Below are 21,867 nucleotides of genomic sequence, written 5' to 3' on the forward strand. Positions count from 1 at the left end.
ACGACCGGGATGGCCTCGTGCGTTCGTATCCAGGTCAGGAGGCAAACGTCATGACACAGCCGCTGTACACCGGACAGGTCCGCACCGTGGGGGAGAGCATGGCCCGCAGCACCACGGAGGCGCAGGCGTTCAAGATCTTCATGGACGAGCCCGTGGAGCTGGGAGGCAGCAACGGCGCGCCCAGCCCGCTCGACTTCGTCCTCGCCGCGCACGCGGGCTGCCTGAACTACATGACCTTCTACATCGCCCGCGAGCTGGGCATCCCCGTGACGGGCACGGAGATCACCGTGCAGGGCTCGCTGAACCCCGCGAAGTTCGCCGGCACGAACGCGAACGTCCGCGCCGGCTACCAGTCCCTCACCGCCACCATCCACGTCCGGGGCAGCGCCACCCCGGAGCAGCTCCTCCACCTCCAGCGCGAAATCGAGACGCGCTGCCCGGTGAGCGACAACCTGGCGCACCCCACCCCCGTCCACCTGTCCCTGCGGGTCGCCGGGTAGGTCCCTTCCCCAACGCTTCGCTCCCCCGTGACGGGCCCGGTGCCACCCAGGCGCCGGGCCCGTCGTCGTTCCAGGCGGCTTGCCTTGACTTGAAAATTACGACCGTAATATTACATTCGAAATCCAAGGAGCCGCGCATGACGACCAGCTACATCATCGACGCCGTCCGGACGCCGCGAGGTCGCGGGAAGATGGGCAAGGGCGCCCTCACGGGGCTGCACCCGCAGGAGCTGCTCGCGCAGGCGCTCAACGCGCTCCAGCGGCGCGGCGGCTGGGACGCGCGCGAGGTGGGGGACGTCATCGCGGGGTGCGTGTCGCAGGTGAACGAGCAGGGCGCGAACATCGCGCGCAACGCGGTGCTGGCGGCGGGGTGGCCGCAGGACGTGTCCGCCGTGTCGCTCAACCGCTTCTGCGGCTCCGGGCTCCAGGCGGTGAACTTCGGCGCGATGGGCGTGGCCTCCGGCGCGATGGACTTCGTGGTCTCCGGCGGCGTGGAGAGCATGTCGCACCTGTCCCTGGGCGCGGACGGCGGCGGCCAGGACGGCGGCAACGTGCGCCTGCGCGAGCGCGTCTTCCAGGTGCCCCAGGGCATCAGCGCGGACCTCATCGCCACGCTGGAGGGCATCACGCGCGAGGACGTGGACGCGCTGGCGCTGCGCTCGCAGCAGCGCGCGGCTCGCGCCATCGAGGAGAACCGCTTCGCCCGGTCGCTCTTCGCGGTGAAGGACCCTGGCACCGGCGCGGTGCTGCTGGAGCGCGACGAATTCCCCCGCCCGGACACCAGCGCCCAGGGGCTGGCGGCGCTCAAGCCCGCGTTCGTGGCGATGGGTGACACGGTCGTCGGACCGAACGGTGAAACGCTGGACGGCATCGCGCTCGCGGCCTACCCGCAGGCGAAGCGCATCCAGCACATCCACACCGCCGGCAACTCCAGCGGCATCGTGGACGGGGCCGCCGTGGTGTCGCTGGCTTCGGAGCGCTACGTGAAGGAGAAGGGCCTCAAGCCCCGCGCGCGCATCCGCGCGATGGCGACCCTGGGCACCGAGCCGCTCCTCATGCTCACGGCGCCCGCGCCAGTGAGCGAGAAGGCCCTGCGCCTTGCGGGCATGGAGGCCCGCGACATCGACCTGTGGGAGATCAACGAGGCCTTCGCGGGTGTCGTCGTCCAGACGACGCGCGCGCTGGGCATCGACCCGGAGCGCGTGAACGTCAACGGCGGCGCCATCGCGCTGGGCCACCCGCTGGGCGCCACCGGCGCGATGCTGCTGGGCACCGCCCTGGATGAGCTGGAGCGCACCGGCAAGCAGACCGCGCTCATCACCATGTGCATCGGCGGTGGGCAGGGCATCGCCACCATCCTGGAGCGCGTGTAGCGCTTCAGCCGCCCTTGATGCGGCGCGACAGCACGTCGCGCCGCTCGTCATTGCCCCTCCACGCACCGCTTGTTAGAGGGCCTGGGCCGCAACTCAGGTCAGACAAGGGAGACGGGAATGGGCAGACACCGGTTCAGGGTCGGCATCGTGGGGCTTCAGTTGGAACGCGGTGGGACCGCTCTCATCGTGCGCACCGACGTGGAGTGAGGGATGCGCGCGGATCTCCTGGCGGGATGTCTGGCCGTTTTCCTCCTGGGCTGCGCTGGAGTAGCGCCCTCTTCCGGTCGGACTGGCGCGCGGACACTCCGGCAGCACGCGGTGCGCATCCCCACGGGGACCGTGATTGTCGCCGACAGCCCCGGAGAACAGAGCCGGTGGGCGGTGGAGCTGGGCCTGCTGGAGGTGGACGCCTTCGAGAAGCTGCTGGTGCGCGCGGGGCTGGACGCACTGGACGAGCTTCCGCTGCGACACAATCCCTTCACCCCCGAGGATGCGGTCGAGGTGCTGGGGCGGCTGATGCAGAAGCCGGTCACGCTGCGCACCTTCCCTCCCCGGATGGCCGCGGGCTTCCTGCTGCGGGAAGTCCTGACACGGGGCGAGGTCTCCCGCGAGGAGCTGGTGCGACGGGTGGCCCGCTTCAGCAATGAGCGGGTGGCGGTGCTGAGACCCGACGGCTACCTGGCATGGGCCCTGGATGGGAGCACCCAGCAGAAGGTGGCGCCTCTTGCGTGGACACATGGGGTGTTTCGCGCGGGCCACTTCGAGCTGGGTCGCTTCTACAGCGGACGCACCGGCGTCTTCCGCCACACGGATGCGCAGTTGCGCACCGTGGATGGGCCTCCGCTCGCGGAGGTGTACGACGACGCGGACGTCATCAACCGCTCGCTGGACGGTGCAGAGGATGCCTTCGTGGAGCTGGCCCGCGCACTGGGCGGCTTGCTCTCCCATTCTCCAGCAGAAGCGCTCGCTGCGTTGCGACACCTGCCGACCGGTGTCGCCGCCCTCATCACCTCATCGCCTGAGTATCTGGAGCGCTTCACGTACATGACGTCAGGCGAGCAGATCCGGGAGGCATCCCGGCTGGCGACGAGCCTCATCGTCACCTGGGGCGCGGCCTCGGTCTCGGCGCGCACGCTGAAAGGGCTGACCCTGGGCGCGGAGGCCACGGTGCCAGTGCTCTCGCTGTCAGCGGAAGGCGCGCTGGCCCTGGAGCACGTCGCGGTGCCGGCGGGGCGCCTGTCGACGGTGTTGAGCGCGGGTCCAGGGGCCGCGCTCATTCTTCAGCGCGCCAACACGGCCTCCCAGGGCGCCGCTCCCTCTACCCCGGGACCCGGCAGTTGGGGTCCAGCCCAGGAGTCCATGTCACCGCCGGCCCGGCGCTATCAGGAGCAGATTTCAGGGCACTCCGCTGACGAGTCCTACTGGGTTGGCGGCGTGGGCAGGAACAGCGGGGGCGTGAAGTTCGACGGGTTCAACGACGGCGTGCTACTGGAGGCGAAGGGGCCCGGGTATGCCAGCTTCTTCGAGGGACTTGATCCGAAGCGGTGGTTCAAGAACTCCGGAGCCCAGGCATTGGTGGAACAGGCACAGCGGCAGGTGGCGAGAGCGCCCGCGGGGATTCCCATCCGTTGGCATGTCGCGGAGAAGTCAGCGGCCGACGCCATCCAGAAGCTGCTGAAGAGCCGGGATATCTACGAGATTGAGGTGGTCTTCACGCCACCACTGCCGTGAGGAGGGGCGCGCATGGACGAAACCTATTACCTGGGAGCCTACTGGGGCGCCCGGAGGGAGACCGCGAAGCAGTGCGCGGCCCGCGCGGAGGTGTTGTTCTCCTCCGTGTCCAATGTCGACCCTTCGTTCGCCTGCTGGTTCCAGCAGGGCTCATCCCCCAAGGCCGCGCTGAAGCATCCCATCCAGACGACCGCCGGGACGCTGGAGAAGCTGCTGGAGCAGGGTCGAGACCGGGCGGTGGAGGAGCTCGGCTTCCGGCTGAGCGGTTGGAATGGGGAGCACGACGACTTCGATGCCAGCGCCTTCGACACCACCTGTGGCGGTAGCTCACAGCGGGTCCGGAACTATTGGTTGTTCGACCTGCCCACCCGGGGGCCCTCCGCGAAGAGGGTGCTCACCGGGCCCGTGCTCGCGAACGTGCTGAAGGCCACCGCGTTGGCATGGGCACCGGATTGGGGCGTCGCCATGTCGTACGCGCATCGCGACCTGATGGAGCCTCGTCGCGCCCAGAAGACGCCCCATGTCGGCTGGGTCACGTACCTCGCTCACCATCGAGGGACCGTTCCGCCCCTGCCCTCTCCCGTGCGCGTCGAACCCGTGCAGGACCTGGGCACGCTCATCATCCTGACCCCGGATCGCTTCACCGTCACCAGCCCGGAACACGTCGCGCTGGCGGAGCAGGTCCGCGACCGGCTGGCCGCTGCCGGGCTCCTGGAGCCAACCAGTCCCTGACGCCCCACTCCCGTGCGTCAGGGGCCTACGAAGGCCCAGAGCGCCGGTGCACCGCTGGAGCCACACCGGCCCCAGCGGTGCTCCGGGGCCCTACGGCGCGTACTTCCAGGTGGCCGTCACCGCCGGCTGGAAGCAGTGCACGTGGGCCTTGGTAGCGCTGGGAATCTCCTGCACGACGCCGGCCCCGTAGCCCCGGGCGCGGCACCACTGGCTCACCTCCAACCGCGAGCCCGGGAGCGTGTAGTCGCCCAGGTTGGACACCGGCCCCAGGACGGACTTCTCCACGTCCGTCCGGAGCCCGGAGTTGAAGCAGCCCACCCACGGCCGGGACGTCACCTCGAACACCTGTCCCGTCGTCCACCCCTGGCTGTTGCAGAAGCGGTGCGCCGCGGCGGTGCAGTGCGTGCCCGTCACCACGCGCTCATCCGTGCAGCCCGCGTGGATGCGCGCCAGCTCCTCGAACGTCACCGCCACGCTCTGGTGCTGGATGGGCGCGCACGCCACCGTCAGGTCCGTGGCCGTGGACGCCACCGGAGCCCCCGCGAGCGAGATGGGCGGCCGGTTGCTGACGAGCTGCATGATGGTGTCCCAGGTGTTGGAGGTGTTCGCCATCGCGTCCCCCGCGCCCCGCTGCGCGCAGCCCCGGTGCATCGCGGACGCGCAGGCCTGCGTGTTCAGCGCCGCCGTGCCGGTGCAGGCCGGCGCCTGCGCGCTCATCGCGAACTGGCCCGCGGAGGGCGTGTGCTGGATGGCCTCCTCGCGGCAGTTCGCGCCGTGCGCCGTCATGCAGATGCTCCGGTTGGAGCGCGCGTGCGTGAAGAGGCGCACCTCGTCGATGGCTCCCCGGAACGACCCCTCGCCGTTCACCGGGCAGCGCTGCGCGTCCAGGTTCGCCCCCGCGCCGATGTAGAGCGTCCCCGCGCCCAGCCGGGCCGTCCCCGGCGCCACGGGCAGCGCGCGGTTGGTGGGCACGCCGTTGAGGTACTCGTTGAAGACGCCGGTGGCGCCATCCCAGGTGTACGCCAGGTGGCTCCACTCCCCCACGGGGAGCACGGGGCTGACGCCCAGCCGCACCCGCTGGCCATTGACGACCAGCGAGAACTGCACCCGGTGGCTCGCCTCGTAGATGACGTCCAGCCCGCCAGACTTCTGCATCAGGTAGCGGTAGGGATTGCCGTTGGTGCACCCCGTCTGGATGTCCGCGTCCGGCCGCACCGCGAACTCCACCGACAGGCCCCGCACCAGTCCGCCCACGCCGGGCACCGTGCCAGAGGCGTCCGTCAGGTCCACCGCGAGCGCGCCGCCGCCGGGCACCATCAGCGCCTTGCCCTTGCCGTGCGGCTGCCACAGCGAGTCCGCGGGCGAGCGCGTCACCGCGTTGCCCGGGGAGATGGAGGCAGTGCCCTTGAGCGTGCCGGTGAAGAAGTGGCCGGACAGGTCCGGCGTGCGCGTCAGGTCGTACGCGCCCGCGCGCGTGACGAGCTCGTTCATGGGCAGGAAGAGCAGGGAGAAGGGGTCCATCAGCTCGCCCAGGTCCACCTCGTTGTAGTCCGACGTGTTGCTGCCAAAGAGCGCCAGCACGTCGTGCGTCTTCGTCACCGGCAGGTAGTGCGCCTCGTTGCTCTGGCCCGGAGGGAAGCTCTGCGAGGGCAGGCGCTCCTGCTCGAAGTTCCACATCGGCCCGGAGTAGAAGAGGTGCGCCAGGTCCATGCGGTCCGTGTTGATGGCCCCGTCGATGTGGTACGCGGTCCAGTTGGTGTCCGCGCCCACCACGCTGACCGCCTCCCGCCGCGCACCATCGCTGTAGGTGACGGCGATGTAGACGAGGTTGCGCCCCTCGTGGTCCACCCACGCGTACGCGCCCCGGACCAGCGCCCCGGACGTCGTGTCCCCGAAGTCCTCGCCCGTGGCCGCCTTCAGGCGCTTCCACGCGAGCGGGTAGCGCTTCACGCCCGCGTCCGGGTCGTTGAACATCATCGACAGCGGGCGCGGGTTGCTCCAGCCCGACGGCGCGCACGGCGTCGGGTTGTACGCGTACATCAGGTGGTCGATGCCACCGTTGTTCGCGGGCCCGCCCTGGTAGATGAGCAGCCGCCCGTCGGACGTCATCGTCGGCTCGATGCCCCGGATGGCCGCGCCCGTGACGGTGGTGAGCCGCGTCAGCGCCCCGGTGGTGAAGGACGAGACCTCCGCCTGCGGCGTGAACGGCTGCGACACCCGCACGTCCACCGGGCGGCGGCGGAAGATGTTGTCCCCGTTGAACATCTGCGAGTCGAAGAGGAACGGCTGGTACACCGCGACGCCGTTGGAGAGCGTGTACGGCTTCGCCGGGTCGGGGAAGCAGAACGCCAGCGCGTTCTCCCCGTTGCGCACGTCCACCGTCCTGCCCGCGGAGAAGGCGGCGGAGAACGACGGCTTGCCCGCCGCGTCGTACGTCACCGCCTCCGGACGGAACACCCGGGCAATCCACGTCGTCGTCGTCGTCGCCGAGTCCTCCCGGATGTTGCCCACGAACACGCGGCCATCCACCGTCGAGGAGTGTCCGTTCGAGCCGAAGGGCGTCCGGATGCGCGTGTTCACCAGCGACGGGCGCCCCTGCGCGAACACCCCCGAAGGCACCACCGCGAGCGCGACACCAAGCAACACACCCAGCTTCAAGGTAGTTCGGTTTTGCATGGAAAGAATGGTAGTCAACAGTCCCGCGCCTACCCAACCCCACCCGGCCCTCACGGGGCGGAACCCGGGTTTCCAGAGGGGGCCGCCCGTGTTCCCGGGCTGCTTCAGCGCGGCAGCAAGCCATCCTTGCGTTTTACTGGTTTTTCGTACAAATCGACTTGAACAACTCCCGGATCCCTTCCTGGTCCGGGCCCGACTTCGAGGACGCTTTGGCATCGAGACCGAGCAGGATGCAGGGGCTGTGGGCGCTGGGAATGCTGGTGGGGCTGACGGCGTGCGGCGGGGCCCCGGCCCCGACGGAGCCGGACGCGGTGACGCCCGAAGCGCTCGTCACGCAGGAGCGGTCGGCCACGGCGGCGCCGCTGGGCCGGACGGTGTGGCTCAAGGCGTGCGCCACGCAGAAGTACGTGTCGGCGGACCGGAACATCCACGCCAACGCGCCGCTGGTCGCCAACCGCGACAGCTTCCTGGGCTGGGAGCAGTTCGTGGTGGGGGACGCGGGCAATGACTTCATCTCGCTGCGCGTGAGCGAGACGGGGCTGTACGTGTCGGCGGATCCGAACGCGGGCGGGCAGGTCACGGGCTTCCGCACGGCGCTGGGGGACTGGGAGCGCTTCACCTGGGTGCCCCAGCCCGACGGCACCGTGGCCCTGAGGGCCAAGAGCACGGGCCAGTTCGTGTCCGCGGACGCGAACCAGGGCAGCACGGCGCCGCTGTACGCCAACCGGGCCAGCGTGGGCTGCTGGGAGGCGTTCTCCTTCGGCATCGTGGGCGGCGGCGGCGAGGACCGCTGGGTGCAGGTCTGGAGCGACGAGTTCGACGGCAACAGCCTCAACACGTCCAACTGGACGCCCAACACGTCGGTGCACGTGAACAACGAGCAGCAGCAGTACACGACGGCGTCCGAGAACCTGTCGGTGAGCAACGGCACGCTGAAGCTCACCGCGCACCTCAAGACCAACAACGGCTATCCGTTCACCTCCGGCCGCATCGAGAGCGCGGGCAAGCGGGAGTTCCGCCACGGCCGCATCGAGGCGCGCATCAAGCTGCCGGTGGGCGCGGGCCTGTGGCCGGCGTTCTGGATGCTGGGCAACGACATCAACACGGTGGGTTGGCCGGCGTGCGGTGAGCTCGACATCATGGAGAACGTCGGCTACGGCGACTGGGTGTCCGGCGCGCTGCACGGCCCGGGCTACTCCGGCAACACGCCCATCAACGGCCGCTTCTACACGGGCTCGCCCGTGAGCGACTGGCACGTGTACCGCACCGAGTACTCCTCCACCGACATCAAGTGGTACGTCGACGGGGCGCTGGTGAAGACCACGCTGCGCGGTGAGGTGGAGCGCTACGGCGCGTGGGCGTACGACAAGCCCCTGTACATCATCCTCAACCTCGCCGTGGGCGGGGGCTATCCCTTCGGCCTGAACGGCGCCACGACGCCCTACTACGGCGTGCCGCAGTCCACCGCGAACCTCATCCGCAACACCCCCCAGACGATGGAAGTCGACTGGGTCCGCGCCTATCAGTGGCGGTAGTCGTCCCGGGGAGCCACACAGTGGCTCCCCGCCTCCGCCCCACCTATCCTCGCGGGCATGCCGCTCCCGCCCCTGCTCCTGCTGGCCGACAGCGCCCCCTTGTTCTGGCGCGTGGACGGACGCCCGTTCCTGGACTGCGTGCGGGTGCTCACCGGCGCGGAGCTGCGCGTGCCGCCCGTGCGCGCCGCCTACCTGGGCGCCTCCAACGGCGACGTGCCGGCCTTCTATGAAATCTTCACCGCGGCCATGGAGGGCATTGGCCTCTCCGGTGCGCGGTGCCGGCCCATTCCGGCCGCGCCCTCCGCCGAAGACCTGGCGTGGCTGAAGGACGCGGACATCATCCTGCTCGCGGGCGGTGACCCGCGCGTGGGCTGGGAGGCGTTCCAGGCGCACGGGGTGGATGCCCTCCTGCGCGAGCGTCATCAGGCGGGCGCCATGCTGCTGGGCGTGTCCGCGGGCGCCATGCACCTGGGGCTGGGCGCGTGGTGCGGCGACCTGCCCCGGGAGGGCGAGCCCTTCCCCACCCTGGGGCTGGCGCCTTACCTCATCGGCGTGCACGAGCCGCCCGACTGGCCGGGCCTCAAGCTCGCGGTGCGGCAGGGGGGACTGCCCACGCGGGGGCTCGGCATTCCGCAGGGCGGCGGCGTGCTCCTGCACGCGGATGGCAGCGTGGAGCCGGTGCGCCAGCCCGTGGTGGACGTGTCGCTGGACGTGGAGGGCCGGCTGCACGAAGCGCTGCTGCTGCCTCCCGCCACGCCCTACCGCGGGGAGACCCCCGACGCGCCGGTGGACCGACGGACGCTCCAGTAGGGTCCGCATGGCTTCACCCAGGCCCGGTGTGCGCGCACCGGACCGCCTCGCCAGCAGGTCGGCCGGCATTCATCCCCCTTCGGGGTACACATTCGAGGAGCAGTGATGGCGTCGACATGGAGCAGGACGGTGGGGGCTTGGGCGCTGGGCGCGGGGCTGATGGCCTGTGCGGGAGCGCCGGTCGCGCCCCAGCGCGAGGAGGCCGCCCGCGCCGGGGACGGCTGGGTGCAGGTGTGGAGCGACGAGTTCAACGGCACGTCCGTGGATGCGTCCAACTGGATCATCAACACGAACGTGCACGTCAACGACGAGCAGCAGCAGTACACGACGTCGCCCGACAACGTGTCGGTGAGCGACGGCACGCTGAAGCTCACCGCGCGCCTCCAGTCCAACAACGGCTATCCGTTCACCTCCGGCCGGCTGGAGAGCGTGGGCAAGCGGGAGTTCCGCCACGGCCGCGTCGAGGCGCGCATCAAGCTGCCGGTGGGGCCGGGCCTGTGGCCGGCGTTCTGGATGCTGGGCGCGGACATCGCGAAGACGGGGTGGCCGGCGTGCGGTGAGCTCGACATCATGGAGAACGTCGGCTACGGCGACTGGATCTCCGTCGCCCTGCATGGCCAGGGCTACTCCGGCAACACGCCCATCAACGGCCGCTTCCACCCGAGCACGCCCGTGAGCGACTGGCACGAGTACGGCGTCGAGTCCTCGCCCACGGACATCCAGTGGTTCATCGACGGGGCGCTGGTGAAGACCACGACGCGCGCGGAGGTCGAGCAGCACGGCGCGTGGGCCTTCGACAAGCCCCTGTTCATCATCCTCAACTTCGCGGTGGGCGGCACCTACCCCTCCGGCGTCAACGGCGCGAAGGAGCCCTACTTCGGCGTGCCGCAGGCCACCGCGGACCTGCTGCGTCAGGGCCCCCAGACGATGGAAGTGGACTGGGTGCGCGTCTCCCAGCGGCGGTAGCGCCTCCCTCCTCCGGGGTATGGGCGGCCCGCGCGGCGCTCTCTACGTTGCGCCTCTTCACGGAAGGGGCAACGCATGGCGGTCACGGTGGTGGTGGTGTCAGGGGCCGGAGGCGCGGGAAGGACGACCCTCGCCCAGGGGCTCGCGCGGCGGTTCGGGGCGCGGCTGCTGCGCGCGCGGGACCTCCTCCCCACGCGCGACGGTGAAGGCCCGCCCCGGGACTGGAGCGCGGCGCTGGACGAGGAGACCGGGGGACGCTGGCTGGCGGAGGCCGTGCTCACGCAGCACGCCCACCCCGGGCTCGTCGTGGTGGACGCCGTGAGCAGCCCACCCCAGGTGGAGGGCTTTCGCAGGAGCCCCCGGCTCCGCGTCGTGCACGTCCACCTGGAGGCGTCCGGGCCGGCGCGGGCCGCGTCAGGCGCCGCGCGCGAAGCAGCCCCTCTCCACTCCGAGGCGGCCTGGGGCCAGCCCTCCGAGCACGCGCTGCGGGACCTGGAGCTGCTCGCGGATCTCGTCCTGGACACGCAGCGGCTCTCCGCCGACGCGGTGCTCGTGCGCGTGGCCAGCCGGCTGGGGCTGTATGGACGTCCGGACGAGCGGCTCGTGGATGTCCTCATCGGAGGACCGCGGGGGCAGGAGGACACGGGCCCCATCGCGGCGCACCTCGCGCCCGGCTACGACGTCCTGCTCCGGGTGGGCGGACTCCCTCCGGAGCATCGCGGGGACTTCTCCACCTTCCCGCAGCTCCCCTCCGGCGCCCATACAAGCTCCGGTGCGCGGCTCGTGCTGGGCCCGGGGACACCCGTGTGCGTGGAGCGCCTGCGCCTGGAGCTGGAGGAGCGGGGAGTCCAGCCGGAGCAGCTCTTCATCGACCCGCGCGCCGTCGTCCTGGAGGCGGGGCACCCGGGCGTGAAGGAGGCGCACTCCGTCGCGGCGCTCCAGGGCTTCCTGCGCCCCACGCTCGACGTGCTGGACGACGCCTTCGCCCTGCGGCACCGCGTGCTCCTGGAAGGCACCCCCACCCGCGCCGCATCCTCCGACGCGACGGCGAGCGGCTGTCTGGCGGCGGCGGGCATCGCGCCGGGCCGGGTGGCCCGCACGGTCCTGGTGTGCCCCACGCTGGAGGACGCGGAGCCCTTCGCGTTCGACTGGGTGGGGCTGCGCAGGTCGGCGTCCCTCAACGCGCCCACGGACCTGGTGCTCGGACTGGGGGGAGCGCTGGCCACCACCAACTGGGGGGCCCGGCGCTTCGAGCAGCTCACCGACGCGGCCCGCAGGCACGTCGAGGAGGTGGAGCGCGTCGCGGGTGCCCCGGTGACCTTCCTCTCCCCTTCGCCCCAGTCGCGGCACCTGCTGGAGCGCAAGCCGTGGTGACCGGGCCCCGGTGAACGTCCGACAGTTCCCCACTCGCACGAATCTCCGAAACCGTTTCTGATTCACCGGGTTGAAGTGTCCGTAGAGGACTGCCCCCGACCTTCGGAGCCCGCGTGCCCCCACTTCCTGAACCCCCGAGCCGCTGGCTGCTGCTCGGATTGCTGCTGGGGTTCGCGACCCCGGTCGCGGCCAAGCCTGGCGGCCCCGGCCTCTTCTGCGCCGAGTACCCCACCGCGCCCGCGTGCCAGGGCACCCAGCCCGCCTGCACCTACTGTCACGTGGCCCCGCCCCAGCGGAACACGTACGGCGCCGCGCTGGAGGGCTCGCTGGCCCCCGGCAAGCCGCGCCCCCTCTCCGACGCGGACTTCGCCCAGGCGCTGCCCGCCGCGCTGCGCGCCATCGCCACCGAGGACACCGACGGCGACCAGGCCCCGAACCAGTTTGAGATTCAGCAGGGCTCGCTGCCCGGCGACGCCCGGAGCCTCCCGCCCAGCGGCGTCTGCGGCGGCGGGGAGAACCCCCAGTTCAAGGTCTGCCAGTACGACACGCGCTTCGTGTACCGCCGGATGCTGAGCGACTTCTGCGGCGTGTCCCCCACCTACGTGCAGGTGCGGACGTTCCTGGAGCTGGGCAGCGAGGAGAAGAAGCGCGCCTTCATCGACCAGGAGCTGGACCGCTGCCTCCAGTCCGACTTCTGGCGCGGCAAGCACGGGCAGCTCTGGAAGCTGGCCCACCCCAAAATCCGGCCCGTGGGCTCCATCAAGTCCGGCGAGGACGCGGGCCAGATTCCCCTGGCCGACTACTACGACGACTACGCCCTCTTCGCCTGGTCCCAGACGGACGACCACGACGCGCGCGAGGTCCTCACCGCCCGGTACTTCGTGAAGCGCTCGGGCACGAAACCCACCACGTACACGTCCGTCAACGCGCTCTCCTCCCAGACGGTGGACGCCGCGCACCGCGCCGGCAACATGACGAGCGCGTGGACGCTGACCGCGTTCGTCATGTTCACCGCGCTGCCGCGCAACGCCGCCTCGCAGATGTACCGCGCGTACCTGGGCCTGGACATCGCGAAGCAGGAGGGCCTGCACAGCGTGCCCAGCGAGCCTCGCGACTACGACGCCAAGGGCGTGAAGGCCGAACAGTGCGCCGCGTGCCACGCGACGCTCGACCCGCTGTCGTACCCGTACCGCAACTACAACGGCATCAGCGGCGGGCTGTCCAACCGCTACCTGCCCAACCGCCTGGAGCTGCTGTTCCCCAACGAGGTCGAGACCCTGAAGCAGACGCCGGAGAAGGGCGTCATCCTGGGCCAGCCCGTCAACAACCTCCTGGAGTGGGCGCAGGTGGCGAGCAACAGCGACGCCTTCGCCATCTCCACCGTCACCGACTACTGGAAGCTGCTCATCGGCCACGCGCCCACGCCGGAGGAGAACGAGGAGTTCGTCCGCACGTGGCAGGCCCTGCGCGGCCCGCACGACTACCGCGTGCAGAAGATGCTGCACGACCTCATCCGCACGGAGGCCTACGGTGCGCCCTGAACGCCTGCTCCTGACCTGCCTCCTCCTGACGGGCTGCTCCGACAAGGTCCCCCTCGCCACCGACCTGGGCCCTGGCGCCGGAGGTGGGGTGGCGCCCGCCTACGACGGCGGCGTCGCGAAGTCCCAGAAGGGCAACCTGCGCTTCAAGGGCCCCGAGCGCCTGTCGCTGGACCTGGCCACCGCGCTGGAGCTGCCCGCCTCCGCCGTGTGCAACGAGCTGGGCCAGTACCCGTGTCAGAAGGTGCACGGCGTGTCCCTGGGCGGCGTGGACCCGTACGAGCACAGCGTCTACGAGACGGCCCCGGTGACGGGCGCCGCCGCGCCGCTGGCGGTGGAGCGCACCGTGCTCTCCGCCTGCAACGCGCGCATCGCCCTGGACGTCAACGTGCCGGCCACCGCGGTGGTGTTCAAGGGCGTCACGCTGACGAACGGCAAGCTCACCGACGCGGCGAGCCCCGCCGTCGCCACGGCGGTGTCGTCCCTGGCGCGGCGAGCCTGGCTGCGCGACCCGACCCAGGAGGAGCGCGACACGCTGGTGCGGCTGGCGCTCGATGTGGAAGCCACCGGCACGTCCAACCCGGGCGTCGCCTGGATGCAGGCCGCGTGTCTCGCCGTCTTCTCTTCCGCTGAAGCCGTCTTCTACTGAGGAACCCGTCCATGACCCTCAAACACACCGGTCGGCTGTCGCGTCGGGAGATGCTGCGGGCGCTGTCGCTCTGCGCGGCGGGCTCCGCCACCCTGGGCCCCCTCCTCTCCGGCTGCCGGGAGTCCCTCCAGACGCCCGAGGCGCTGGAGAAGCTGGGCCGCGAGCGCGACGCGCTCGACGGCAAGCCGAAGTTCCTCATCGTCATCGGGGCCGCGGGAGGCGCATCCATCGTCGACAGCTTCCTCGCCGTGCGCCAGTCCGAGTGCGCCAACGCGGGCGCGCTCAACACCTTCCCGGACGCGCAGGTGCAGTCCGTGACGGGCAGCCCCTTCCGCGCGGTGAAGTACAGCAACAGCCGGCTGGGCAGCATCCCCATCCCGGTCAACACCGACCAGTTGGCGTTCGTGAAGAAGCACATGAACGACATGCTGGTGGCCACGTCCGTGGGCACGTCGGTGAACCACGGCATCGCCCAGAAGCGCTCGCTCACGGGCAACGCGGCCTGGCGGGGCCGCACGCTCCAGGAGGCGGTCGCGCTCCAGTGGGGGGCGAGCATGCCGCTGCCCAACGTCAACATGGGCACCGGCGGCTACTCAGAGCGAGGCACCGACCCGGACCTGCCCCTGGCCTGCTTCGGGGAGACGGTGGTCAACCCGTCCCTCTGGCCCCTGGGGCTGGACGGATCGCGCGGCATCGCCAACGCGCCGTCGAAGGACGTCATGGCGCTGGCGCGCTCCACACGCAACGCGCTGGATGAGAAGTCCATCTTCGGCCGCACCTTCCAGGACAGCGCGGCCCTGCGGCGCTGGAACGAGCAGCGCAGCGTGCAGCAGCCGAAGCTGGAGGGCATGGACCTCATCACCCGGCTCAACATCCTGCCCAACGCGCCGCCGCAGATTCCCCTGGCGAAGTACGGGCTGGACAGCTCCCCGGATGGGGCGCGGCTGCGCGCGGCCTTCCCCGCGTTCTTCACCGACCCGGTGGAGGGACAGGCGGCGCTCGCGTTCCTGCTGCTCAAGTACCGCGTGTCCGTGTCGGTGACGCTGGGGCCGGACTTCAACGTCGCGGTGGGCGGGGCCAACGGCATCGCCAACCCGCCGCTCGCGTTCGACATCAGCCACAACGACCACCGGGGAGGACAGGCATTCATGTGGGCGCGCATCCTGGGCGCGGTGGACTCGCTCATCGGCCTGCTCAAGTCGGAGCCGTTCGACGCGGCGACTGGCGAGTCCATGTGGGACCGCACGATGATCTACGTGGCCACGGACTTCGGCCGCACCCGCCCGCGCCCCACCAACGCCACCGAGTTCGGCTCAGGCCACGACCTGAACAACGGCTTCCTGCTCCTGTCCCCCATGGTGAAGGGCAACACGGTGCTGGGCGGCATGGACCCGAACACCACGCTCACCTACGGCTTCGACGCGCGCACCGGAGAGGCGCAGCCGGGCAAGATGACGTCCAACGAGCCGGACATCTTCTCCGGCGTCCTCACCGCCATGGGCGCGGACCTGGGAGGCAGCGGCCTGCCGGACGCGAGCGCCTTCAGGCGCGCGTGATGCCAGTCCCCAGCGTCCCCGGTCGTTTTCACGAAGCCCGGGTGGCGCTCGGGAAACCCCGGGGGTCAAGGCGCTGCGCGCCCGCCAATCACCGGGAAGCGCTCGTAGGTCCGCAGGAGCACTTCCAGGTGGGCAGGGTTGTCCAGGTCGAGCGGCTCGTCCGTGAGCCTGACGACCCATCCCCCCATCGCGGTGCGCCTCGCTCGTGAGAGGAGGTCCAGGTCACGGGCCGGGTCCGGGAACCCGATGACGCTTGCGGTAGCGGATGACCAGTAGTTCAGCCACCCCAGGCGATGTGGAATCTCAGGCGAGCGGATGAACTCGCTGAGACTGAGTGCTGGCAGGCCCCTTGGCGGAACTCCCGGCTTGCGCACCGGATGGCGCACCTGCCGCGAAATCTCCACGTTCGTGTTGAAGGGCGTCGCGTACCCCCAGAACGCGCGAGCGCCCTCCGCGATGGCTTCCAGCACAGCCTCTGCCACCGCGATGGTGCCTGCGTTCAGGGGCAGATGCGCATGGACATCGAATATCGGCCGACCTCCCGGCCCGAGGCCCGCCGGTATCTCCAGCCCGAAGAGCGTCACGAGGTCGTCCTCGGGGCCGCCGTTGCAGATGAGCGGAAAGCCCGGCCCGTTCGGTCGCCCTTGGACTACCCACGCATCACGGTCTGTAAGTGGCACGGGTTGCCCCTCGTCAGAAATCTTCCACTCCAAGCGCAAGCCCGGGGACGCGCGTTCCATGGCACGAACAATGGCCAGGGGGCGGCCATCGTTGCCCACGAGTGCGGGCGCGTAGACAGCGAGGGAAATTTCATCTCTTCGCGCAGGCGACATGTCAGCACCAGTCCATCACGACGATTTCGAGGCTGCCATCCAAGTCATCCAGCGCGACTTTGTGCGCGGCGCTTCGCACACCGACCCGGAATTCAAATCCGCAGGCCAGCGCGAGGTCACGTTCTCGCCGCAGTTCCTGCACCTGTTTCTCAGGCACGGTCCGCTGCAGGTAGACCGAGAACGTGTCGAAGTTGTCGGTCTTCACCTCCCACAGCACGCGCGCGTGGAGTTGAAGCGCGTCAAACCGCTTCCCGTTGACGAGCACGTCCGAGCCAGGGAAGCCATTCCGAGGCACCCTGTCGGCGCACATGTTGTGCAGGACATCGCCACCCAGGTGAGGCACCGGGAGGGGCTTGCACTCCGGGCGGCGCTCCCGCTCCCGGGCATCGGGGGGCATTGGAGGAAGCCAGTCCTGCCCTGCGGGCTGCGGCTTGGGCCGTCTTTCCGCCACGGCCTCACGCGGAGCGGGCTTCGTTTCAAGCACGGGCACGGCATCCTCGGGATCGGCCCGCTTCAGCTCATACGCATCCAGCGCTTCCTTGATGGCGATGCCCACCACCACCACCCCCACCACGATCACCGCGCCCACGATGATCTCCGGGGCCGCGAGGACGCAGAACCCGATGCCCATGGCAGCCGCGCCCGCGGAGGCGACAGCGCAGCGCCCCGTGGGATCTCGAAACCGGATCCGCTCCTGGTCGAGCGCGTGGAAGCACTGCTCAACCACCTCCGGCCAGGGATGGGAGGCCTCCTGGACGACACACCGCCCCTCATCCTCCCAGGGCAGCGCCGCCGCTCTCTGGAGGTTGGCGTTCCTTGGGCTCCGGGCCACGGCTTCGCCTGGGCTCGGCCCCGACGTGGCGCAGGCAGAGAGAATCAGCAGCAGTGCGATGCAAGCGCGGGCATGCATGGTCGCGTCCTTTCAAGCCAGGGCGTCGTCGTTCGTCACCGAAGCCCTGAGCCCGGCACCTTCGCCCACAGCACGGTGGCGTTGGGGCGGGCGGGCTCCGGGGTGATGCCCAGCTTCTTGAAGTCCCGCGAGTAGCGCGAGCCCTTGATGACCACCGCCCTGCGCGCCACGCGCCGGGCCTCCTCCACCGTGGCGCGCGTCAGCGGGGCGTAGTCCGCGTGGCGGCGCAGCGCTTCGAACGCGACGGAGGACTTGCGCTCGCGCTCGAACATCGGATCGAAGAGCACCACGTCGAACGCGCCGTCCGGCAACGTGCGCAGGTGCTCCGCCGCGTCCGCGTGCACCACCTCCACCGCGCACGAGGCCGGATGGCGCGGCAAACCCGCGAGCCCGTGGTGGACCAGCAGGTAGAGCGCCGGACTCTTCTCCAGCGCCATGACGTGCCCCGTGGGCCCCACCAGCCGCGCCGCCACCTGCGCATCCGCGCCCAGGCCCAGCGTGCAGTCCAGCACGCGCTCCCCTTCGCGCAGCCCGGCCATGCGCAGCAGCATGTCCTCCGGCACGCCCGCGTCGAGCTGCTTCACGCGCAGGTGCGCGAGCCCCGGCGAGAAGCGCAGCGCGCCTTCCGCGTCCACCAGGGACACGGCGGAGGACTCGAAGACGATGAGCGCGTCCGCCATGTCGGTGAGCAGCTTCCGCAAGGGCAGCTTGTGGTGGCGCTCCACATAGGGCACCCCCACCGACTCCGCCGCACCCCGCGCACGCTGTGCGAGCGCCGCGTCCACCCGGTCCGACGTCGTGACCACCAGCGCATGGCGACGGGACGACCCGGCGGGTTCGGACACCGGCTCGGACGACGACGGGGACGACGGCTCGGACGAGGCGGACATGGCGGGCCGCGCAGCCTACCTCGCGCGTGCAGGCCGGCCTGCGTCTGTCCTCCGCACGGCACCACCCCTCCCCCCAGGGGCATGGTTCCCCACGGACTTCCGTCATAACTCTTGAACCACGAGCGGGGATGTCATGGAAAACCAGTTCGTACGGTCTTGCTGGTTGAGACCTGTAGAGGGGGAATCACATGCGACATCACGGGATGGCCCATGCGGGCGTGCTGCTCTTCAGCGTGACGAGCCTGCTGGGAATGGGGCTGACGCGCGCGGTGCCTCAAGCGACTCCGCCTCCGTCGCTGCCCCTGCTCGACCCGCCGTTGGCGTCTCCCACCGGGACGGGAGCGCGTGCGCTGGCATTGGGCGACTTCGACGCGGATGGCCGCATGGACGTCCTCACGGCCAACCACCGCGAGGGGAACGTGTCGCTGCTGAGGGGCCTGGGGGATGGGACGTTCGCGGCGCCGTTGGACACGGCCACGGGCCTGAAGCCCAACGCCGTCGCGGTGGGCGACTTCAACGGCGATGGTCTCCTGGACGCGGTCACCAGCAACTTCGTGGGCACCGTGTCGGTGCTGCTCGGCCGGGGTGACGGCACGTTCCTGCCCCGCACCGACATCGCGGTGGGCGGGGAGCCCTCGTCGGTCGGCGTCGGTGACTTCAATGGCGATGGTCGGTGGGACGTGGTCGCGTCCAACGCGCGCACCGACTCCGTGTCGGTGCTGCTGAACCGGGGCGACGGGACGTTCAGGCCCCGGAAGGACGCGCCCACCGGCACCAGTCCCTTCATGGTGGCGGTGGGCGACCTCAACCATGACGGCAAGGCGGACCTCGTCACCGCCAACTTCGTGGACACGGTGTCGGTGCTGCTCGGCCGGGGTGATGGGAGCTTCGCGCCCCCGGTGGACCACCGGACGGGCAACTCTCCCTATTCGGTCGCGGTGGCGGACGTGGACGGTGACGGGGCACCGGACCTCGTCACGTCGAACTTCCTGGGCCGCAGCGTGTCCGTCCTGCGTGGCACGGGCACCGGCTCGTTCCTGCCCCACAGGGACTTCCCCGTGGAGGGCGGGCCGTACTTCGTCGCGACCGGGGACTTCGACGGGGACGGGGACCTGGACCTCGCCACGTCGAACTTCTTCGACGACACAGTGTCCGTCCTGCCCGGCCGGGGCGACGGCACCTTCGGCGCGGGCACCCGCTTCGCCACGGGGGACGGGCCCTACGCGGTCGCGGTGGGGCACCTCAACGGCGACGGGAAGCCGGACCTCGTGACGCCGAACGCACGGGGCCGTGACGTCTCCGCGCTGCTGGGCGCTGGCGCTCCGGCCGTGGCGGTGGACCTCACCCTGGCGCCGCGGCCCGGCACGGCCCGCCCCTGCGCTGAATAGGCCCTTGCCCGCGAGACCAGGGAGCGGGACAGACCGACGAGCGCCAGGGCCCCCAGGGCGGGACACTTCGGGCATCATGGGCTCCAGGCGCGACCCGCCGCCTGGCGCCTTCGGAGAGCCCCATGCTGAACATCCTTCCGGACCCCGAGGAGGAGCTCGACACGCGCAACCCGCTCCTCGTCACCGTCGAGAGGCTGCTCAGCGCCGAGGAGTGCCGCGTGCTGATTGAGCGCATCGAGGGCGTGGGGCCGACGGCGGCGCCCATCACCACGTCGTCGGGCTTCGTGATGCGCCCCGACATCCGCAACAACACCCGGGCGATGTTCGACGACGTCGCGCTGGCGGCGACACTGTTCGAGCGCATCGCTCCCCACATCCCGCGCCGGCTGGAGCGCGAATGGGAGGCGTGCGGGACGAACGAGCGACTGCGCTGCTATCGCTACGACGTGGGCCAGTACTTCGCTCCGCACTACGACGGCGCCTTCGTGCGCCACCGCGACGAGCGCAGCCTGCTCACCTTCATGGTCTACCTGAATGACGGCATGCACGGCGGCGCGACGAACTTCTTCTCGCTCGGGCACTCCGTGACGCCGAGCATGGGCACCGCCCTGCTCTTCAACCACCACCTGCTTCACGAAGGCGCGGAGGTCACCGAGGGCCGCAAGTACGCGCTCCGCACCGACCTCATGTACCGCCGCGTGGGCGCCTGACGGGAAGCCCCGGGCCTCATCGGGCGGAGCGACGTGTCCAGGTCCGGCGACCTCCTCGGCCCCGCGACCCGCTACCGGGAGCGCTTCAGCTTCAACCACAGCAGGCCGGCGAAGGTGTCCGGCGCCGGCTCCGCGCGCATCAGCTCCGCGTCCTCGTGGCCCCGCACGGGAGGCGGCAGGGCCCGGGGCGTCACGGGCAGCGGCAGGGGCTGCGACCAGTTCAGCCCCTGCGCATGGCGCTCCAGCACCTCCGCGAACGAGCGCCGCGTGGCGGTGTTGGAGGAGATGGCCGTGGTGCCTTCCACCCGGTGGAGGGCACGGATGCGGAGGACGACGCTGGCGCCCTCGGCCCGCGAGATGCCCGTCACCCGCCCGATCGGGCCCCTTGGTCCACGTCCCTCGCCCATTGGCTTGCCTCCCCGTCAGGGGAAAGGTAGCGCCGGCCTGCCTTCCCGGCCACTGCCCGGGCCTGCGCGAGGGGCTGGAATGGCCCGTCTGGCGGCCCGGTGTCCCCAGGACTCAACAATCCCTGAAACCGCACCCGGGGGTCCCGCGTACCAGGGAGAAGCGCCCACCCCGGGCGTGTGCTGGAGGCCCGAGTCCATGTCGCCCGCCCCAACCGTCTCCTCCCCTGCCCGTCGTGCCCCGCCGACGGTGGCGCGCCGGCTGTGGCCCGTCGCGCTGGTCCTGTTCGCGGCGCTGAGCGCGTGCACCGAGGCGCGCGGCGCCGCGCCGGGCACGAAGGCCACCGAGGTCGCGCAGGTGAAGGACGGCCGCGCGTACACGAAGCCGTCCGACGAGGAGCTGCGGCGCACCCTGTCCCCGTCCGTCTACCAGGTGACGCAGAAGGAAGGCACCGAGCCGCCCTTCCGCAACGCCTACTGGAACCACCACGAGGAAGGGCTCTACGTGGACGTGGTCAGCGGCGAGCCCCTCTTCTCCTCGCGCGACAAGTTCGACTCCGGCACCGGCTGGCCCAGCTTCACGCGCCCGCTGGCGAAGGAGCACGTCGTGGAGAAGCGCGACGCGAGCCTGGGCATGGTGCGCGTGGAGGTCCGCTCCAGGGACGGTGACTCCCACCTGGGCCACGTCTTCGAGGACGGCCCGGAGCCCGCCGGCCTGCGCTACTGCATCAACTCCGCGTCGCTGCGCTTCGTCCCCGTGAACGAGCTGGCCGCGAAGGGCTATGGCGCGTGGCTGCCGGCCTTCGGCCGCGAGGCCCCGGGCGAATCCCAGGGCGCCGCGACGCCCGCCGCCACCGGCGCCGTGGTGCTGGCGATGGCCGCGACCCCGACGGAGGCCACCACGGAGACCGCGTACCTCGCCGGTGGTTGCTTCTGGGGCATGGAGGACCTGCTGCGGAAGATCCCCGGCGTCATCCAGACGGAGGTCGGCTACACGGGCGGCGCGAAGACGTCCAGCCAACCCACCTATGAGGACGTGCACCTGGGGACGACGGGCCACGCGGAGGCGGTGCGCGTCGTCTTCAACCCGAGGCTGCTGACGTACGAGGGGCTGCTGGAGAAGTGGTTCTTCCGCATGCACGACCCGACGACGCTCAACCGCCAGGGCAACGACGTGGGCACGCAGTACCGCTCCGCCCTCTTCTACCTGTCGGACGCGCAGAGGAAGACGGCGGAGACGGTGAAGGCCCGCGTCAACGCGTCGGGCAAGTGGCCCCGCCCCGTCGTCACCC

General features: G+C 70.7%; 19 protein-coding genes. 14 read left to right on the top strand and 5 right to left on the bottom strand.

Features of this window, described 5'->3' with window-relative positions:
* The first annotated feature begins 50 nt into the window (after nucleotides 1-50).
* The 4 genes from OV207_RS18330 (at nucleotide 51) to OV207_RS18350 (ending at nucleotide 4,336) form a co-directional block, all read left to right on the top strand.
* A complete protein-coding gene (locus tag OV207_RS18330; RefSeq protein ID WP_267556446.1) occupies nucleotides 51-500 on the top strand; it encodes an OsmC family protein in 450 nt (149 codons plus the stop codon).
* A 137-nt stretch (nucleotides 501-637) separates the two neighbouring features.
* Nucleotides 638-1,873: an acetyl-CoA C-acetyltransferase gene (locus OV207_RS18335; RefSeq protein ID WP_267556447.1), complete on the top strand. Its 1,236-nt coding sequence runs from the start codon at nucleotides 638-640 to the stop codon at nucleotides 1,871-1,873.
* Nucleotides 1,874-2,083: 210 nt separating this feature from the next.
* A complete protein-coding gene (locus OV207_RS37670; RefSeq protein WP_324291543.1) occupies nucleotides 2,084-3,604 on the top strand; it encodes a Tox-REase-5 domain-containing protein in 1,521 nt (506 codons plus the stop codon).
* Between the two features lie 12 nt (nucleotides 3,605-3,616).
* Nucleotides 3,617-4,336 carry an immunity 52 family protein gene (locus OV207_RS18350; protein WP_267556448.1) on the top strand — a complete coding sequence of 240 codons (720 nt, stop codon included), beginning with the start codon at nucleotides 3,617-3,619 and terminating at the stop codon, nucleotides 4,334-4,336.
* Between the two features lie 90 nt (nucleotides 4,337-4,426).
* Here OV207_RS18350 and OV207_RS18355 read toward each other — a convergent pair whose 3' ends face one another.
* Entirely contained in the window at nucleotides 4,427-6,982 is a 2,556-nt protein-coding gene (locus OV207_RS18355) for a LamG domain-containing protein (RefSeq protein WP_267556449.1), read from the bottom strand.
* A gap of 260 nt (nucleotides 6,983-7,242) precedes the next feature.
* On the opposite strand from OV207_RS18355, the gene OV207_RS18360 reads away from it, so the two are divergent.
* The 7 genes from OV207_RS18360 to OV207_RS18390 all read left to right on the top strand — a co-directional run bounded on the left by OV207_RS18360 (nucleotide 7,243) and on the right by OV207_RS18390 (nucleotide 15,440).
* Nucleotides 7,243-8,547, top strand: a complete 1,305-nt coding sequence (locus tag OV207_RS18360; RefSeq protein WP_267556450.1) for a family 16 glycosylhydrolase — start codon at nucleotides 7,243-7,245, stop codon at nucleotides 8,545-8,547.
* Nucleotides 8,548-8,604: 57 nt separating this feature from the next.
* Nucleotides 8,605-9,357 (top strand): Type 1 glutamine amidotransferase-like domain-containing protein, encoded by a 753-nt coding sequence (locus OV207_RS18365; RefSeq protein WP_267556451.1) that lies wholly within the window; start codon nucleotides 8,605-8,607, stop codon nucleotides 9,355-9,357.
* Nucleotides 9,358-9,462: 105 nt separating this feature from the next.
* The gene (locus OV207_RS18370) at nucleotides 9,463-10,323 is read left to right on the top strand and encodes a glycoside hydrolase family 16 protein (RefSeq protein ID WP_267556452.1); all 861 of its coding nucleotides are present in this window, start codon (nucleotides 9,463-9,465) and stop codon (nucleotides 10,321-10,323) included.
* A 75-nt stretch (nucleotides 10,324-10,398) separates the two neighbouring features.
* Complete coding sequence (locus OV207_RS18375) at nucleotides 10,399-11,697, top strand: hypothetical protein (protein ID WP_267556453.1); 1,299 nt, start codon at nucleotides 10,399-10,401, stop codon at nucleotides 11,695-11,697.
* 113 nt (nucleotides 11,698-11,810) lie between these two features.
* A complete protein-coding gene (locus tag OV207_RS18380) occupies nucleotides 11,811-13,238 on the top strand; it encodes a hypothetical protein (protein ID WP_267556454.1) in 1,428 nt (475 codons plus the stop codon).
* Nucleotides 13,228-13,884 carry a hypothetical protein gene (locus OV207_RS18385; protein WP_267556455.1) on the top strand — a complete coding sequence of 219 codons (657 nt, stop codon included), beginning with the start codon at nucleotides 13,228-13,230 and terminating at the stop codon, nucleotides 13,882-13,884. Before OV207_RS18380 ends, OV207_RS18385 begins: the two co-directional genes overlap by 11 nt.
* Nucleotides 13,885-13,895: 11 nt before the next feature.
* Entirely contained in the window at nucleotides 13,896-15,440 is a 1,545-nt protein-coding gene (locus OV207_RS18390; RefSeq protein WP_267556456.1) for a hypothetical protein, read from the top strand.
* 65 nt (nucleotides 15,441-15,505) lie between these two features.
* Here OV207_RS18390 and OV207_RS18395 read toward each other — a convergent pair whose 3' ends face one another.
* From OV207_RS18395 to OV207_RS18405, 3 genes are read right to left on the bottom strand one after another with little or no spacing between them, the layout of a single operon-like run.
* On the bottom strand, nucleotides 15,506-16,273 hold the full coding sequence (locus OV207_RS18395; protein ID WP_267556457.1) for a DUF5953 family protein: 768 nt from the start codon (nucleotides 16,271-16,273) through the stop codon (nucleotides 15,506-15,508).
* A gap of 1 nt (nucleotide 16,274) precedes the next feature.
* A complete protein-coding gene (locus OV207_RS18400; protein ID WP_267556458.1) occupies nucleotides 16,275-17,183 on the bottom strand; it encodes a DUF6310 domain-containing protein in 909 nt (302 codons plus the stop codon).
* Between the two features lie 35 nt (nucleotides 17,184-17,218).
* Nucleotides 17,219-18,073: a class I SAM-dependent methyltransferase gene (locus tag OV207_RS18405; protein WP_267556459.1), complete on the bottom strand. Its 855-nt coding sequence runs from the start codon at nucleotides 18,071-18,073 to the stop codon at nucleotides 17,219-17,221.
* A gap of 188 nt (nucleotides 18,074-18,261) precedes the next feature.
* On the opposite strand from OV207_RS18405, the gene OV207_RS18410 reads away from it, so the two are divergent.
* Complete coding sequence (locus tag OV207_RS18410; RefSeq protein WP_267556460.1) at nucleotides 18,262-19,461, top strand: FG-GAP repeat domain-containing protein; 1,200 nt, start codon at nucleotides 18,262-18,264, stop codon at nucleotides 19,459-19,461.
* Nucleotides 19,462-19,583: 122 nt separating this feature from the next.
* Nucleotides 19,584-20,171, top strand: coding sequence for a prolyl hydroxylase family protein (locus tag OV207_RS18415; RefSeq protein WP_267556461.1), 588 nt, complete (start codon nucleotides 19,584-19,586; stop codon nucleotides 20,169-20,171).
* A 71-nt stretch (nucleotides 20,172-20,242) separates the two neighbouring features.
* On the opposite strand, the gene OV207_RS18420 is transcribed toward OV207_RS18415, so the two are convergent.
* Entirely contained in the window at nucleotides 20,243-20,539 is a 297-nt protein-coding gene (locus OV207_RS18420) for a hypothetical protein (RefSeq protein ID WP_267556462.1), read from the bottom strand.
* A gap of 235 nt (nucleotides 20,540-20,774) precedes the next feature.
* Here OV207_RS18420 and msrB point away from each other — a divergent pair.
* Nucleotides 20,775-21,867: peptide-methionine (R)-S-oxide reductase MsrB (gene msrB, locus OV207_RS18425; protein ID WP_267556463.1), on the top strand; the 1,093-nt coding region annotated here is incomplete at its 3' end.

Origin of the sequence: Corallococcus sp. BB11-1 (assembly GCF_026626625.1) — a bacterium.
In the GTDB taxonomy this organism is placed as follows: Bacteria; Myxococcota; Myxococcia; order Myxococcales; family Myxococcaceae; genus Corallococcus; species Corallococcus soli.